The organism is Portibacter lacus (assembly GCF_021533215.1).
Lineage (GTDB): Bacteria > Bacteroidota > Bacteroidia > Chitinophagales > Saprospiraceae > Portibacter > Portibacter lacus.
Genome location: NZ_JAJNKA010000001.1, coordinates 654,758 through 670,195 on the forward strand (window position 1 = coordinate 654,758; position 15,438 = coordinate 670,195).

The 15,438-nt window shown below is 34.4% G+C and carries 17 protein-coding genes and 1 tRNA gene; 16 read left to right on the forward strand and 2 right to left on the reverse strand.

Annotated elements, in window-relative coordinates:
* Genes tssR through def form a run of 7 tightly spaced genes read left to right on the forward strand, consistent with a single transcriptional unit; the run spans position 1 to position 6,916 of the window.
* Positions 1-2,523 (forward strand): type VI secretion system protein TssR domain-containing protein, encoded by a 2,523-nt coding sequence (gene tssR, locus L2586_RS02275; protein WP_235291144.1) that lies wholly within the window; start codon positions 1-3, stop codon positions 2,521-2,523.
* A gap of 47 nt (positions 2,524-2,570) precedes the next feature.
* A complete protein-coding gene (locus L2586_RS02280) occupies positions 2,571-3,401 on the forward strand; it encodes an ABC transporter ATP-binding protein (RefSeq protein ID WP_235291145.1) in 831 nt (276 codons plus the stop codon).
* Complete coding sequence (locus tag L2586_RS02285) at positions 3,398-4,921, forward strand: ABC transporter permease family protein (RefSeq protein WP_235291146.1); 1,524 nt, start codon at positions 3,398-3,400, stop codon at positions 4,919-4,921. Before L2586_RS02280 ends, L2586_RS02285 begins: the two co-directional genes overlap by 4 nt.
* Positions 4,922-4,931: 10 nt before the next feature.
* Entirely contained in the window at positions 4,932-5,432 is a 501-nt protein-coding gene (locus L2586_RS02290) for a hypothetical protein (RefSeq protein ID WP_235291147.1), read from the forward strand.
* Between the two features lie 3 nt (positions 5,433-5,435).
* On the forward strand, positions 5,436-5,921 hold the full coding sequence (locus L2586_RS02295; RefSeq protein WP_235291148.1) for a hypothetical protein: 486 nt from the start codon (positions 5,436-5,438) through the stop codon (positions 5,919-5,921).
* Positions 5,922-5,948: 27 nt separating this feature from the next.
* The gene (gene ruvX / locus L2586_RS02300; RefSeq protein ID WP_235291149.1) at positions 5,949-6,359 is read left to right on the forward strand and encodes a Holliday junction resolvase RuvX; all 411 of its coding nucleotides are present in this window, start codon (positions 5,949-5,951) and stop codon (positions 6,357-6,359) included.
* Positions 6,356-6,916, forward strand: a complete 561-nt coding sequence (gene def / locus L2586_RS02305; protein ID WP_235291150.1) for a peptide deformylase — start codon at positions 6,356-6,358, stop codon at positions 6,914-6,916. The genes ruvX and def overlap by 4 nt, the downstream gene beginning before the upstream one ends.
* A 1-nt stretch (position 6,917) precedes the next feature.
* On the opposite strand, the gene L2586_RS02310 is transcribed toward def, so the two are convergent.
* Positions 6,918-7,544, reverse strand: coding sequence for a ribonuclease H1 domain-containing protein (locus L2586_RS02310; RefSeq protein WP_235291151.1), 627 nt, complete (start codon positions 7,542-7,544; stop codon positions 6,918-6,920).
* 45 nt (positions 7,545-7,589) lie between these two features.
* On the opposite strand from L2586_RS02310, the gene L2586_RS02315 reads away from it, so the two are divergent.
* The 6 genes from L2586_RS02315 (at position 7,590) to L2586_RS02340 (ending at position 11,052) form a co-directional block, all read left to right on the forward strand.
* Positions 7,590-8,369, forward strand: coding sequence for a TatD family hydrolase (locus L2586_RS02315; RefSeq protein ID WP_235291152.1), 780 nt, complete (start codon positions 7,590-7,592; stop codon positions 8,367-8,369).
* A gap of 248 nt (positions 8,370-8,617) precedes the next feature.
* Positions 8,618-8,705 (forward strand) — tRNA-Ser (locus tag L2586_RS02320).
* A gap of 86 nt (positions 8,706-8,791) precedes the next feature.
* Positions 8,792-9,517 (forward strand): MotA/TolQ/ExbB proton channel family protein, encoded by a 726-nt coding sequence (locus tag L2586_RS02325; protein ID WP_235291153.1) that lies wholly within the window; start codon positions 8,792-8,794, stop codon positions 9,515-9,517.
* A 19-nt stretch (positions 9,518-9,536) separates the two neighbouring features.
* Positions 9,537-10,016 (forward strand): hypothetical protein, encoded by a 480-nt coding sequence (locus tag L2586_RS02330; RefSeq protein ID WP_235291154.1) that lies wholly within the window; start codon positions 9,537-9,539, stop codon positions 10,014-10,016.
* A gap of 7 nt (positions 10,017-10,023) precedes the next feature.
* Complete coding sequence (locus tag L2586_RS02335; RefSeq protein ID WP_235291155.1) at positions 10,024-10,563, forward strand: ExbD/TolR family protein; 540 nt, start codon at positions 10,024-10,026, stop codon at positions 10,561-10,563.
* Positions 10,564-10,584: 21 nt separating this feature from the next.
* Complete coding sequence (locus L2586_RS02340) at positions 10,585-11,052, forward strand: ExbD/TolR family protein (RefSeq protein ID WP_235291156.1); 468 nt, start codon at positions 10,585-10,587, stop codon at positions 11,050-11,052.
* 52 nt (positions 11,053-11,104) lie between these two features.
* Here L2586_RS02340 and L2586_RS02345 read toward each other — a convergent pair whose 3' ends face one another.
* Entirely contained in the window at positions 11,105-11,539 is a 435-nt protein-coding gene (locus L2586_RS02345; protein ID WP_235291157.1) for a DUF4293 domain-containing protein, read from the reverse strand.
* Between the two features lie 87 nt (positions 11,540-11,626).
* Here L2586_RS02345 and L2586_RS02350 point away from each other — a divergent pair, with 87 nt between their 5' ends.
* The 3 genes from L2586_RS02350 to L2586_RS02360 are packed head-to-tail and all read left to right on the forward strand — an operon-like array spanning position 11,627 to position 15,328.
* Complete coding sequence (locus tag L2586_RS02350) at positions 11,627-12,766, forward strand: NAD(P)/FAD-dependent oxidoreductase (RefSeq protein ID WP_235291158.1); 1,140 nt, start codon at positions 11,627-11,629, stop codon at positions 12,764-12,766.
* Between the two features lie 22 nt (positions 12,767-12,788).
* Positions 12,789-14,564: an OstA-like protein gene (locus L2586_RS02355; RefSeq protein ID WP_235291159.1), complete on the forward strand. Its 1,776-nt coding sequence runs from the start codon at positions 12,789-12,791 to the stop codon at positions 14,562-14,564.
* Positions 14,561-15,328 carry a hypothetical protein gene (locus tag L2586_RS02360; RefSeq protein WP_235291160.1) on the forward strand — a complete coding sequence of 256 codons (768 nt, stop codon included), beginning with the start codon at positions 14,561-14,563 and terminating at the stop codon, positions 15,326-15,328. The genes L2586_RS02355 and L2586_RS02360 overlap by 4 nt, the downstream gene beginning before the upstream one ends.
* Positions 15,329-15,438: the final 110 nt, after the last annotated feature.

The window sequence follows — 15,438 nt, forward strand, 5'->3', positions numbered from 1 at the left end:
ATGAATTCTATTAAAGTAACCGCCCTAATTCTGTTCTTTGCTATATCAATAAGCAGCACTTATGCTCAGAAATATAGTAGAATCATGGGTAAACCTGTCAAGTTTGATCGACCTATTGATTATGCTGCCGAAGCTGATCAATTGAGATTTCAAAATGCCAGAGATAAATATGACAAAGATGCTCCTTGGATCGTAGTATCTGACAGAGATAATAATCCTACCTATAAGAAACCAGATGAATCGAGTGAGCAAATGGAAACCATCGGTTTCAAAAGTTACTTTTACGTGGTTGATGAGAAAGATGAATGGATCCATATAATCCAAGCAAGAACGAGTGGGTTAAAAGTGTCCAAACTTAATAAAGACTACGGTTGGGTTCCGAAAAGCAAGATGCTTTTATGGACTTCAGGGCTCGTGGATGATATAACAAGAATTCACAAGAAAGCCTTCTTGTTGAATAAAGTACAAGATATAGAACGAATATTAAGAGAGGACTCAAAAGACTTTGCAAAGATTTATTCGGGCCCATTAACGAATAAAATTGCAGACAAAAAAACAATTTATGAGTTCTACTTTGTATATAAAAAGGAAAATGATAGGTACCTTCTTGGAAAGGAATCTCTTGTAAGTTCTTCAAGAGTAGAAAATGTTATCGTCGGATGGGTAGATCGTAAAAAAGCAGCAGACTGGAATACTCGAATTGCTTTAGAACCTAACTTTGATCAATTGGCTTTCGAAGAAAGACAAAATAATCCAGATCTAAGGGTTATAGGTTTTACGGATCTTGGAGGTGTAAATGGAAATGCAACTACAGGTGCTATCATTGATGAAAAAAAGGCATGGGATAATGATCCAATAAATATTAGTTCTAATAAATTAGCAAGTTCGAATCCACGAAGATTTAAAGGATCGGTTGTTAGATTTCCTATGTTGAAAAGTTATCCAGATGCATTCCAGTCTGGAGCTATCGGAGAGATTCAGACTAAATCAATGAAGGATGTAGTTAACAGTGTAAGTGAAGTTGATTACTCAGGAATAGTAGAAGGTGTTAAAGAAAGTAGTACTTCTAGAGATAATTATAATGTGTTTTTCTTAATTGAAGGAACTCGACAATTAGCTAAGTACAAGCAATCTGTTCTAAATACCATAGAGAATTTAGAAAGAAACTTCGGTGATGAAGTTAAAATTAGATATGGAGCGGCAGTTTATAGAGATACACCAGAGGAGCAAATAGGGAAATTGTTTGAAATTCAACCACTGGTAAATGATAAAGCAAAAGTGATTAATTTCATTAATCAAGCGGAGTTTGATCAGTGGCATGATAATGATGAATATACTGCTCTTTATTATGCGATGAATGAAATGTTATTAAAAGGTAGCTTTTCAGATAATCATACGAACATAATATTCCTAATAGGAAATAACGCAGATTACAAGTTTGATAGAGCAAGAAAGCAATTGGCTCAAGAATCTAATGATAAAACATTGTTAGAAGCAGATGGAATTTTAGATAATTTAGCTAAAATCAATGCTCACTTGATTGCTGTACAATGTATGAATCAAGGAAATAGATCTTGTGCAAAATACCCTTCAATGGGAGCATCATTTATTGTAGAAGCTTCGAAAAGGCAACACAGAGAATATTCATCTATAACGGAATATTTCCCAGGAGCTAAAATAGTGAATCCTTCCATGCCAGATATGGATGAAGGAAAGATGCTTGAAATGACTGGAGGACCGAATGTAGGTAAAGTATTGAAACCAGAAAGGAATGCTGAAATTTCACAGAAGGAACTGCAGGATTATATGGAGGAAACCATTGTTGATATCCAAGAATTTGTTGAAGATCACTGGGAGAAAATGGCGAACATAACGTTTGATGGAGATGCAATGGATCTAGAGCAAAGTTCAGGAGTTTGGGAACCTGCTATTGCTAGAGAAGTATACAGATTGATTCAGAAAAGAAAAGAAAATAAAAGTTTTAGTGAAGATGATTTGAAAAAAATCATTGATCAGAAATATCACTTGTATAGAGAAATTTTCTTGGTGAAAAGGGTGAAAGGAGCTAAACATGATGCCATGTCATATGTGATGTTCATGCCTAAAGAAGATCTTAAAGATTATATTCGTACATTGAAGAAATTAGCAGGTGCAAGTGATGGTTCACCTGATCAGCAAAGAGAGGCATTGTTTCTAACATTTACCGAATTGTTAAAACAGTTCACTGGTAACTCAGGACTGTCCAGAAAAGATATAGAGAAAACCTCTGTAGATGAACTTCGGGCTATAATGCAAGGAATAGAGGGAGAAGGATTGCAGATCGGGGAAGGTATGGAATTCAAAATAGGAAGCATTTTATCTCCTCGAAAAATGGGAGAGGCAGAATTAGAAAAGTTAATAGTTGATATACTTGATAAACTTGATGGTTTAGAGAGTATATATCGATTAGGGGATCGATATGAATTTTCATATTCAACAGCTGATAATACTTATTTTTGGATTCCGGTTCAATATACCTTATAAATAAACTTTACTAATGCGCCCGAACAATAAAAACCAACTGACACTTAATGCAACAAGATTTAATCTATGATATTAGTAACCTGGAATGCCAATACATTCCAGGTACTACTGTTTTAAGAATACCTGAATTACAAATTCCTAAAGGCAAACTAGTATTTGTCTTGGGTGTATCTGGGATAGGAAAAAGTACTTTTATTGAGACGCTTGGGTTAATGAATAAAACAATTCATGTAACACCAGAAACTTCTATCAAATTTAACAACGGAAACGAGCTTGAAGAAATAAAGAATATCTGGTCAAGGGACAATAAAGCATTGTCTAAATTTAGAAATGATCACTTTAGCTTTATCTTTCAAAACACTAATCTTATGCCTAATTTTAGTGCAGGAGAGAATATGTGTATTTCCATGCTTATTGAAGGGAAAGAACTTGCAGAAGTAAAGGAGAAAGTTCTGGAAGTGATGGAGAAATTGAATTTAGATCCGGATCTATATGACAGAAAAATACAAGAATTATCAGGAGGGCAAAGACAAAGACTCGCTTTTGTAAGAGCGATCATCGCAGGATTCAATGTTTTATTCGGTGATGAACCTACTGGAAATCTAGATAGAGATACTGGTCACAAGTTAATGAGGACCTTAAAAGAAAATCTCGCAGAATTTAATAGAACGGGAATTATCGTTTCCCATGATATAGATCTTGCATTATCCTTTGCGGATATTATTCTATTACTATCGAAGAAAGGAGAGGGTGATAATGTGCACGGTACATTTGATTCTCAGTACTACCTGATTAAAGAAGATGGAGAATGGAAAAGAAAAGATGGAAAGCCTCTTGCTGATCCTTTGAGTTTAGTTAGTGAAATATTGACAAGATGATGAAGAAGATTGTTTCCATATTGCTCAATATTAAAGGTGATTTTCAAAACCTTTTTATTTTTAATGAATACGAAGAATTAACAGGAAAATCTAAAAGTGGCATCATTACACTATCTGTTATTCTTGGAATTACCTTCCTTGCTCTAGGATATGCAATAGGAGGTATTAATTATCTGAAAGAAAAGATGGATGACCCGTTTACAAATTGGGTGAATCTTGAAATCAAACAAAGTTATAGAGATAAAGTAACCAACGTTCAGCTTGAGATGGAGAGGGACAGTATGAAGTCTAAGTTCATGCTTAACAATATTGGTCAATATAATATTGAGTTTCTGCCATTTGTTAATTATATGAATGGGGAAGAGTACAACATTAGACTAAGAACTTTAGATCTCGAAGACAATCTACTAGGTGAAATTTTGAGCAGCTCAAAAGGAAATGTGGTTTCTGGATACTCCTACAATGGAGATGGACCGATTGATATCGAGCAGTGTGGAATAATAATTAAAGAATCAAGTCTGCGTTCTCTAGGATATGAAGATGTAGAAAGCGTGAGACGAATTCCGATCAAAGTAGAAAATTTTGTTGTTTATCCGGAAATAACAGCAGTTGTAAAAGAGTTGCCTAATTTGGTTGACTTTGTCATAACTCCTCACTTTTATACTTTATTAATCGAGTCATTTGAAACTACTAATTTTATCAATATCTCTTCTTCCAATAAGATCGAAGTAATTTCCCCAGAAACAGATAAAAAGAAATTAGAAGATGATGTGAGGAAAAGTTTGAAAAACTTTAGTGTGGCTTCTACTGACACGAGGGAAATCGAATTAGTAGATGGAGAGATTAGCACGATCGTTACGCTGTATTTTAATGATTATTTTAGATATAGTGTGAAGGACACCATCGTTTCCGAGTTAAAGCAAAATTCATCATACGTATATAATAGATTCTCACCTTGGGAATGTAATGTTGGTACGCTTTATAATATTGATGATCCGTATTATCTTTCTTTTAACTTCGATCAGTTAGATAAGGTAAGAGATTTTAAAAATCACATGTGGGATAGATATGAAGTTGAGATTAGTATGGATCAGGTGGAACAGAAAGAGAACTTTGCTTTAGTGTCGAACCTGACTAATTTTATCTCTCTAATCTTATTCGGATTTAGTATCTTGAGTATAGTTTTTTATGTGAATAGTCTTTTGCGTACACACTTAGAGAAGATTAAAATGAATCTAGGTACATTAAAAGCATTTGGATTGAATAATAATTTTTTAATCAGTTCTTACTTGAAGATTATTTTGACATTTATCGGAATTTCGATAGCTATAGCATATGTAATATGTGGAATCTGGGACCTTTTAGAATCAAGATTGTTTAGTACTAGTTATTTTGATGTATTTAATTATAAAATTTTAATCGCTATAATTGTTATCATTATTACAGCATTAATTACTTCACAAAGAACAATCTCTAAGACATTGCTAAAAACACCAGGTGATTTAATTTACAATAGATAAATACTAAGAGATGAAAAAAATAATACTCTACTTTCTTGTAATATCAATGGGAACCTTTATTTCTTGTAAAAGTGACAAGGCTGGTGTTACAGAAATAAGCGAAGAAAACGTAGAAGACTTAGCTGAAGATTTCTTGGAGGAAGAATTGTCCATGGATGAAGAGCTCTTAGAAGTTGCTGATGAAGCAGGGACTGTCACTAATGAAGTAGAAGTGGAACTAGATGAAGTTGTAGTGGATAAAGAGAAGGAATTAGCAGAAAAAAAAGCTATATTAAAAGAACAGCTTAAAGAGAGTCCTAATCTGGGAAAAGACTGTGAAAGTATCATAAAAGAATACGGAACATTAGTAGATAAATACCTTTCTGGTGAAGATAAAGAAAGTGTAATAAAAAAATTAGCAGCTTGGGCTAATGACCCAATATTTAATAAGTGCAAGAAAAGTGCTGAATATAAGGATCGTTTTTTCGATTTAGAAGAGAAGATGTATGCTGATGAAGACGAAGATTTATAGCCTATGCGACATGTTTTTGGTGTAACAATCAAGCACTTTAATTACGAAGATAAAATTGAAGATTCTTTAAAAATAGATTATAGAATATTAGCAAATACTTGCAATGATATTCAACGATCTGGTGATGTAGCTGTTTTTTATGTTGCCATAATGAATAACAACTTTGCCTTAAAACTCAGTAAACTTGCCAAGCAATTTGAATACCTTGCTGATGTGGAAATGTACTTTGTAAATCCAGATTATGCAGATTTTAAATATTACATGAAAACAATCGGAGCGAAAGTGACAGATATGGGAAGTCGCTTTGTGATTCCGCCCGTCAGAGATGAAACGCAAAGAAGGCAGATGATAAAATTTGCAGAAAAAGTCGGAAAGAGATGTCTCTACAGAAATATTACCATTCGAGAAAATAAAGTCCAAGAGGTTAAGAATAAATATGCACATCCGTCTGGGCTAGATTGGGCTTACTATGGAATTATTCCTGATTAGATCTGGTTGATATAAATAAATTAAATATTGGGAAGAGTTATCGGAATAGATTATGGGGCAAAACGTTGTGGAATTGCAGCTACTGATATCCTTAAAATTTCTATAAATCCGATTACCGTAATACCACCTGATGAACTCATCCCTTTTCTTTCGAAATATTTAAGTGTAGAACAAGTTGATTGTCTCGCAATTGGCTGGCCGACACACTCAGATGGAAAGGAAACCTACCTAACAGAAAAAATAAAAACTTTTTTAATTAAGTTTGCAAAACTTTTTCCAGAAATTGAAATTAGTAAAGTCGATGAGTCTTTTAGTTCGTCTGAAGCTAAGTCAATAATTTTTGAAAGTGGGACGAAAAAGAAAAAGCGACGTAGTAAGGAGCTTGTAGATCAAGTTAGTGCAGTATTAATAATAAAGAGATATTTAGATCAATTATGATTTTACCAATTTACGGATATGGATTTTCGGTTTTAAAAAAAGAATGCGAAGATATAGACAAGGAGTTTGAAAACTTGAGTGACCTCATCGAGAATATGTGGGAAACGATGTATAATGCTAGTGGTGTAGGTTTAGCAGCTCCTCAGATTGGCGAAGATATTCGCTTGTTTATAGTGGACACCATTCAGATTTTAGAGGATGAAGAGAAAGATAAAGGAATCAAGAAGGTTTATATAAATGCTCAGATCGTAGAAGAAACCGGTGAACCATGGGCATATGAAGAAGGATGTCTAAGTATACCGTTTATTAGAGCTGATGTAATGCGCCAGCCTGAGATTACGATAAAATATGTAGATGAGGATTTTAAACCTCAGGTAGATAAATTATCAGGAATCAATGCACGAGTGGTCCAGCATGAGTATGACCATATAAATGGGGTGTTATTCGTCGATCATCTGAAACCGCTTAAGAAGAAATTGCTCAAGCGTAAATTAGAAGCGATTAAGAAAGGTAATATCGATCCCGATTATAGAATGAAATACGCTAGCCCGAAGTAGATTATTTTCTACCAAAATCTGCAGGTATTTCGCCCCATTCTTTGGTCTCCCATTTTACGATTTTATTTTGGTACTTATTGTTTTTAAGCCAGTTTACAGCTCTGTCAATCAAGTCAAATAAGATTTCGTTCACGGGTTCCCTTTTTAACATGGTTTTTACTTTTTTATTTCTCACCCAAGCCATTGCCGTTCGTGAATCGGTATAGATTATTCTATTGTGGTCGCCTGTCTTCTGCAATAATGCTAGGGCATGAACGATGGCAAGAAATTCACCAATATTGTTCGTTCCCTTTTTAAATGGTCCTTGATGGAAAAGTTGTATACCTGTATCTGTTTCCACTCCACGATATTCCATTAATCCAGGATTACCGCTACAAGCTGCATCAACTGACCAAGTATTTTTAAGAATTGCATCTCTAGAACCAAATGATGGACTTTTTTTCTTTGCCTTTGTAATATGATCATGATAATTGCCATGAAAAGCATTTTTTGCTTCTGATTCAGTTGAGAAACTTTTATACTTTGCAGCTGGATATCCCTTGATTTGTTGCTGACACGCATTCCATGATTCATAAATTCCGGGTTCGTGGCCTTGCCAGACAACATAGTATTTCTTTTTTTTAGCCATTAGAATTTTAAAATTTGCCTCAATATAATTGTAATTTTGCAGGTTATGTACATAGACACGCACGCACATTTATACCTAGAGCAATTTGAAGAAGATATAGATTTGCTCATAGAACTAATCTTAGAAGCAGAAGTAAATCATGTATACTTACCGAATGTCGATTCATCAACTTATGAAAGTATGATGGAATTGGCAGGGGAGTATCCAGAAATGTTACACCCGATGATTGGTGTACATCCTTGTTCGATAAAAGAAAATTATAAGGATGAGCTGAAATTCGCAAGAGAGAAACTGGAAAGTGAAAAATTTGTGGGAATAGGTGAAATAGGAATTGACTTGCACTGGGATAAGACCTTTCATAAGGAACAGAAAGAAGCATTCGAAACACAAATAGAGTGGTCCAGAGAGATGGGGTTGCCATTTGTGATTCATTCACGAGAGGCGTTGGATGAAACGATAGAAACGGTAACAAGAATGCAAGATGGAAACTTAAAAGGCATCTTTCATTGCTTTAATGGGACAGAAGAGCAAGCTAATAAAATTAAGGATGTAGGTTTTTTAATTGGGATCGGGGGCGTTATTACGTACAAAAATGCTGGAGTTAAAGAAGAATTGATTAATTTACCGTTAGATATGATGGTTTTAGAAACAGATTCTCCATATTTGAGCCCAACGCCATTCAGGGGTAAAAGAAACCAAAGTAATTACATACCAATAATAGCTGAGCAATTAGCTGTTACACTTGATGAAAAGTTAGAAAAAGTGAAGGAAGTAACTACAAAAAATGCATTAGATTTATTTAACACACCAATATTTAAGAAATAGGAATCTAATTTAAAAGACAACTAATCATAAATTTTTCAAATAGTGGGTCAAGTGTAAATTAAATTTTGAAAAATTTGAATTATTTGTAATATTGTGGAGTATACAGAAAACCATGTTATAGTAAAGACTATAATTGAAAGAGAATAGAAAATGGCATTATGATTTATTGTAATTTGTAATAAATACATTGTCAGGGAATTTACTTACTTTTTTAGGAGAAAGTGTGTTGACTTTAGGTCAAAATATTAGGAGAGTTGGCCGAGTGGTCGAAGGCGCACGCCTGGAAAGTGTGTATGCTCCAAAAGGGCATCGAGGGTTCGAATCCCTCACTCTCCGCAAAAAAAATTAGGCTATTCCTTTTTATTTTCTAATTTTAGAGTCTATTTAATTAAGTTACGTTAAACCAATAAAAGATTAAGATTATGCGCAAATTATTTGTTCTATTAGCAGTTTTCATGTTTGCTTCTTATTTTGGAGCAATCGAGGTTGTTGCCCAAGATGCTGCTGATGAAGGAGGTGCTTTACAAACGTTGAAGCAATATTTCATCGAAGGGGACTGGAAGTTTATGACTCTGGTACTTGTATGTTTGATTTTAGGATTAGCTTTCTGTATAGAAAGAATTATCACGTTGAACTTAGCAACGACTAATACTGATAAATTATTAGCTAACATCGATGAGAGATTAGCTGATAATGATGTAGAAGGTGCTAAAGAGTTATGTAGATCTACACCTGGCCCAACAGCTAGTGTACTACATGAAGGGTTAAAGAATATTGGCGATGGACCAGTTGCAGTTGAAAAAGCAATTGTTTCTTATGGAGCTGTTCAGATGGGACTTTTGGAAAAAGGTTTAGTATGGATATCACTATTTATCGCAATTGCACCGATGTTAGGGTTCATGGGAACTGTAATCGGTATGATTCAAGCATTCGATAGGATTGCAGAAGTGGGTGATTTATCTCCAGCAGTAGTTGCAGGTGGTATTAAGGTTGCCTTATTGACTACTGTATTCGGACTTGTTGTGGCTATTATTCTTCAGATTTTTTATAATTACATCGTTTCTAAAATTGACAGTATTACTGGAAAAATGGAAGCTGCATCATTAGCAATTGTTGATGTTATGGCTAAGAACAATGTTTTTAAATAATCTAAAGAAATAATTTATTATGTATAAATTTTTAATAAACAAAGGTCAAACATTGGCATTTATACTGGGTGCCGGGTTGTCTATTATTTTTGCACTATTTATTTACATAGGCATAAAAGATAGAGACTTAGCTCAGATGTCCAATGAAGCGCTAATCGAAACAGATATTTTCAATTTTGGAATATATGCTGCGATCGCGCTGATTGCTCTTGCTGCAGTTCTTGTTTTTGTGATTTTCGCAATAGCTGGATTGTTACGAGATTTTAAGAGTTCATTAAAAGTTTTAATCGGAATTGGATTAATACTTGTTCTCTTTTTCATCTTTTATACTGTAGCAACTCCAGACGAAACAGGTATTTTAGCAAGACTTGCTGGTGAATTCGATATTTCTGATAATATAAGTAAGTTTATTTCTGCGGGAATTAATACGACACTTTCATTATTAGGACTTGCACTAGTAATCTGGTTATTTTCTGAATTAAGAAACGCTCTTAAATAAAACTATTATGGGTAGAAGAAAACCACCTGAGATTAATGCTAGTTCGATGGCCGATATTGCCTTCTTACTATTAATCTTTTTCTTAGTAACGACTACTATTGTAGAAGATAAAGGAGTTTTAGTTAAGCTTCCACCTTGGTCTGAAGAGCCTCCGGAAATTCAAAAAATGAATACCAGAAATGTATATTCAGTGTTAGTAAATGCTGAAAATCAACTACTGGTTAGAGGAGAGCCTACTTCTATCGAAACTTTGAGAGAAAATACTAAAGTATTTATCTCTAATCCTCAAAAATTGGAAAACATGGCTGAGGATCCTAGAAAGGCAATTGTTTCTTTAAGAAATGATAGAGGGACTAATTATGAAACTTATCTCACCGTTTATAATGAGCTTAAAGCTGCTTATAATGAACTTAGAGATGAATTAGCTAATCGAAGACATGGTAAAGATTTTGAATTTCTGAATAGAGATCAGAGAGATAAAATTAGATCAGAATTGCCTCTGGTAATTTCTGAAGCGGAACCAACTAACTTCGGAGAGGAGAATTAATTAACTTAAAAAACTCATATTATGGGAATGTTTAGTAGCAAAAAGGGAAAGGAAATGCCAGCAATATCAACGGCATCTCTTCCTGATATTATTTTCATGCTTCTATTCTTCTTTATGGTTGTAACTGTGCTTAGAGATGCAGAACTTAAGGTGAATGTGAATACACCTGCTGCTTCTGAGTTAACTAAATTAGAGAAAAAGTCTTTAGTCAATTATATTTATGTCGGTCGTCCAATGAAAAAATGGCAAGCTACCTATGGTACTAGTCCACAAATTCAACTTGGCGATAAGTTTTCATCAGTGGAAGAAATTCCACTCTTTTTAGAGAATCACAAGATTACTGTTCCAGAAGTTCAAAGACCTGGAATTACATCTTCTCTTAAAGTTGATGGATCTGTGACGATGGGAATTGTATCTGATGTTAAGACTGCTTTGAGAAAAGCAAATCAACTAAAAGTTAACTATTCAGCGAAACCACAAAGCAATTAGAAATTGTGATCAAATAAAAAAAAGCCTGATGATTTTTCATCAGGCTTTTTTTTTATCTCAATCGATCCATTGATTTTACTAATTTGTCATCCTTCCCAATATATCTATTCGCAAAGATTCCGAAAAGTATCGCTAAGATCGGTAAGCCTATTCCAAATTGCTCATTGATATTCGCTGTTAAGTCAGACTGGTTATCTTGGAAAACCAATAACAAAGCAACAATGATAAATATTATGCCCATGGTCATTACACCATAAACTAGTTTTTTCTGCAATGGCCTATTTTTAAATAGGAAAATAGTTATTAGTGCAAGCAATCCTCCAACAATCGTGATGCCAAGTAAAACTGGATTATCAAAAATATTGTAAATCTTATCTGCAAAAATACCCGCCATGGTATCATTACTTGTTGCCAAGGGAACTCCGAAAAGTCCAAAAAAACTGGCTGAAGCAAGAAATAGGAATATCGTTTGTATTCGTTGTATCATAATTTAATTAATTTTCAGTTTGGCAAAAATAATTAAAACTATATATACCTATAATATTAGATAGTTCTAATCTTTAAAAATTACACAATGTGTGCTAAAGTTAGTTATTGGGAGGCAGTTACCTTGCTTCGAGATCCAGATATCGTAATCATCGGTGGTGGATTAGTAGGTATTAACGCCGCAATCTCTCTTAAAGAATCCCAGCCAGATTTGGATGTGCTAATCTTAGAGAGAGAAAGCTTCCCTTTAGGAGCAAGTACAAGGAATGCTGGTTTTGCATGTTTTGGGAGTGTGACAGAGCTTCTAGATGATTTAGAACAAGATAGTGAAGAGAATGTTCTATCGCTTTTAAAGAGTAGAGTAAAAGGGCTAGGTTTTCTACGTAATAGAGTAGGAGATGAGCATTTGCACTACAGCCCCACTGGAGGTTATGAAGTTTTTGATAGAGATGATCCGTTATTAAGTGATATTATTGAAAAAGTACCTTCTTTAAATGATCACATCTTGGAAGCAACTGGTCTTGAAAATACCTTTTCTGTCAGTAAGCTGGGTGGCCAATTTAATAGTTTTAATACCCTTGGTATTTTTAATCAACATGAAGGGGCGCTGCATCCAGGCAAAATGATGGAAACTCTTTTAAATACAGCTCAACGCTTAGGTGTAAGGATCCTTTACGGAATGGAAGTGCATGCTACTGAAGAACGTGATGATAGGGTCTATGTTAAAACAAGAAATCATGAATTTGTATGTGATCAAATGCTAGTATGTACGAATGGTTTTTCTAAAAAATTATTTCCTGAGCTTGAACTACAACCTAGTAGAAATCAAGTTCTAGTAACAGATCCGATACCAAATTTGAAAATTAATTCTTGCTATCATTATGATAAAGGTTATGTTTATTTCAGGAATATTGACGGTCGATTACTAATTGGTGGGGGAAGAAATATGGCTTTCGAAGAGGAAACGACTGCTGATTTTGGGAGTACAGCAAAAATCAAAAACTATTTATTGAATATATTACATGAGAAAATTGGAGTTTCTAGAGACATTCAAGTTGCCTATGAATGGAGTGGAATCATGGGAACTGGTACTATAAAAACGCCAATATTGAGAAAACATTCAGAACGTATTATATTTGCACTTCGTTTAGGAGGAATGGGAGTTGCACTTGGTGCACTTCTAGGTAATAAAGCTGCTAATATTTTGTTAAATAATACTACAAAATGAATTGTAAAGCGTTGAAGATACAATGAGATTAATTATATCCCTACTTTTCAGTATGTTGTCATTTTGTGCTATTTCACAGACTGTTCAAGATACAAGTACCAGTTCGCGAATTATCGTTGAGCTTGCTGATAATTTCAAGTACGCGACTGAGAATGGGGTAGGAGTGAAGTACCTTAATGGAAATGTAAGAATGTACCAGGATAGTACATTTATGTATTGCGATACTGCCGTTCTAAGAGGTAACGAATTAACGGCCTATGGCAACGTTGTTATCATTCAAAGTGATACTGTTAATGTGTTCGCGGATTCCCTGCTGTATAATGGTGATCTAAAGCTTGCTACGCTTTATAATAATGTAATTCTAGAAAGTAAGACAAGAAAACTATTTTCAGATTATCTAATCTATAATCTAGATACTCGAGTGGGTTCTTATACGGAAGGAGCATTGCTTCAGAATAAGGGAACAGAAATAAAAAGTTTAATAGGGAAATATTATGTGAACGAAGAGAAGGTTCGTTTCTATAAGAACGTTTCTGTTGTAGATGAGGACTTCCAGCTCTGGGCAGACTCATTAGCATATGATAGTGAGGAAAATATCACTTACTTTCTTGGGCCGACTCGGATTAACCAGGATAGTTCGAAAATATACTGTGAAGATGGATTCTATGATATAAACAATGAATTAGCCGAGTTTAGAAAGAATGCTGAATATATACAAGGGCAGAAAGTAGCCAATGGGGATTTAATAAAGTATGATGCAAGATTAAAAATGGTTTTGCTCGCAGGTAATGCGGAGTATAGAGAGGAGGAAACTTATGCTAAAGGAGACACTATTCAATATTTCGAAGAGACAGAGGACACTCGATTGATTGGAAATGCCTATTTCAAAGATGCTGAACGGAATATGAATGGAGAGCGAATATTCTATAACGCAAAGAGTGAATCATTCAAAAGCGAAGGTCGTTCTACGATCATCGATTCTTCTACAGTCTTAACAGCGGATCACATTGACTTTTCCCAGCAAGATGATTTTGGTGTGGCGACAGGAATGGTGGAATTGATAGATACATCATCGAAAACGACCATCTTTAGTGATACCATAGAATATCGAAAGACGGAGAATTATTCTAAGGCCTATAGCAACAAAGATAATCGCCCCATGTTGCAATCCATCCTGGAAGGTGACAGCTTGTTTATGAAATCAGATACGTTAGTCAGTTATGAACTCGGAGACTCCACTGCAAAGAAAACAATACTGAATGCATATCATGATGTAAGACTTTATAAATCTAACTTGCAAGCGATATGTGATTCTATGATTTTTAATACCACAGATAGCGTTTTATCTATGTATGATAATCCAATGATCTGGTCTGACTCTTCACAGTTTACTGCAGATACGATTGACATCTTTTTAAAAGATGAGCAATTATATAAAGTGGTGTTAAAGAATAAAGCCTTTATTATTAATACAGAGGATTCTATTTATTTTAATCAAATTAAGGGAAAGCTGGTGGAAGTCTTTTTTGTAGAGGGGGCAATAGATTCCATGAGTGTAACTGGGAATGCGGAAGCTGTTTACTTTATGATGGATGAGCAAAAGGCTTACATCGGTATGAATAAGTCTATTAGTTCTAAAATGAGTTTCAAATTTGAGGACAGTGATCTAAAAGATATTTATTTTTATGTCAATGTTAATTCTAATTTAATACCCATGAAAGATGTGAATCCCGAAGATACACTCGATGGGTTTAATTGGCAACCAAGAATAAGACCAAAAGATAAAAAAGCGTTATGAGAGCTCTGAGTATTATATTCCTATTATTCTTTTCTTTCCACTTTCTATCTGGATCAGATATAAAGGATGCTAAAGCTGTTTTAAATGAAGCCAATCAAGCATTTGAAGCAAAGAAATATGACGAAGCGATAAATTTATACACGAGCTTAGTTCATGACTACGAATCCGCTCCATTATACCATAACCTGTCTCTATCTCATTATTATCAAGGGAACTTAGCGGAATCTATTCTGTACATGGAGAAAGCGAATAAAATTGCACCTCTGAATCGAGACATCAATAAAAACCTGAAACTCTTAGAGGAGAATGTAGATAGCGAAATAAGCAGATTACCGGATTTCTTCTTAAAGGCTTGGTTAGATTCAGTTTCTAAAATTGCAAGTATTTCCACTTGGTTGTGGTTACACATCATTACGTTGATCATCGCTATCGTATTGCTCTATTTTTATTTGATTAAGGGGAATGATTTCAATCTCCATTTCTATTATATCAGAGGAGTTATCATAGGCTTATTTATTCTTTCATTAATATTGGGCGGCATATCTTTTAATAGGAGCCAATTGAAAAATGATACTAGGTCAGCGATTATTATGCAAGACAGTGTTCCATTAAGAATGGGAGCGGAGGCAAATAGCCAAGAGGTGATGAAAGCGAATCAAGGAGTAAAGGTGAAAATAGAGGATGAGATAGGCGACTTCTATAAAGTAAAGCTTCAAGACTATACAGAAGCGTGGCTTAAGAAAGAGTTTGTAGAGATTATCTAGAGCACCACGTTACTCCCATATCCAAGGTAAGCTAACTATATAATTAGGCAGCGGAACAGGATATACACATCGTTATGGAGTATTTTCATTACCTTCTAAGTTTCCTGATC

What these genes read in the sequence shown, in the direction of transcription:
- tssR (WP_235291144.1), top strand. Translation starts at nt 1, where the DNA reads ATGAATTCTATTAAAGTAACCGCCCTAATTCTGTTCTTTGCTATATCA.
- L2586_RS02280 (WP_235291145.1), top strand. Translation starts at nt 2,571, where the DNA reads ATGCAACAAGATTTAATCTATGATATTAGTAACCTGGAATGCCAATAC.
- L2586_RS02285 (WP_235291146.1), top strand. Translation starts at nt 3,398, where the DNA reads ATGATGAAGAAGATTGTTTCCATATTGCTCAATATTAAAGGTGATTTT.
- L2586_RS02290 (WP_235291147.1), top strand. Translation starts at nt 4,932, where the DNA reads ATGAAAAAAATAATACTCTACTTTCTTGTAATATCAATGGGAACCTTT.
- L2586_RS02295 (WP_235291148.1), top strand. Translation starts at nt 5,436, where the DNA reads ATGCGACATGTTTTTGGTGTAACAATCAAGCACTTTAATTACGAAGAT.
- def (WP_235291150.1), top strand. Translation starts at nt 6,356, where the DNA reads ATGATTTTACCAATTTACGGATATGGATTTTCGGTTTTAAAAAAAGAA.
- L2586_RS02310 (WP_235291151.1), bottom strand. Translation starts at nt 7,544, where the DNA reads ATGGCTAAAAAAAAGAAATACTATGTTGTCTGGCAAGGCCACGAACCC.
- L2586_RS02315 (WP_235291152.1), top strand. Translation starts at nt 7,590, where the DNA reads ATGTACATAGACACGCACGCACATTTATACCTAGAGCAATTTGAAGAA.
- L2586_RS02325 (WP_235291153.1), top strand. Translation starts at nt 8,792, where the DNA reads ATGCGCAAATTATTTGTTCTATTAGCAGTTTTCATGTTTGCTTCTTAT.
- L2586_RS02330 (WP_235291154.1), top strand. Translation starts at nt 9,537, where the DNA reads ATGTATAAATTTTTAATAAACAAAGGTCAAACATTGGCATTTATACTG.
- L2586_RS02335 (WP_235291155.1), top strand. Translation starts at nt 10,024, where the DNA reads ATGGGTAGAAGAAAACCACCTGAGATTAATGCTAGTTCGATGGCCGAT.
- L2586_RS02340 (WP_235291156.1), top strand. Translation starts at nt 10,585, where the DNA reads ATGGGAATGTTTAGTAGCAAAAAGGGAAAGGAAATGCCAGCAATATCA.
- L2586_RS02345 (WP_235291157.1), bottom strand. Translation starts at nt 11,539, where the DNA reads ATGATACAACGAATACAAACGATATTCCTATTTCTTGCTTCAGCCAGT.
- L2586_RS02350 (WP_235291158.1), top strand. Translation starts at nt 11,627, where the DNA reads ATGTGTGCTAAAGTTAGTTATTGGGAGGCAGTTACCTTGCTTCGAGAT.
- L2586_RS02355 (WP_235291159.1), top strand. Translation starts at nt 12,789, where the DNA reads ATGAGATTAATTATATCCCTACTTTTCAGTATGTTGTCATTTTGTGCT.
- L2586_RS02360 (WP_235291160.1), top strand. Translation starts at nt 14,561, where the DNA reads ATGAGAGCTCTGAGTATTATATTCCTATTATTCTTTTCTTTCCACTTT.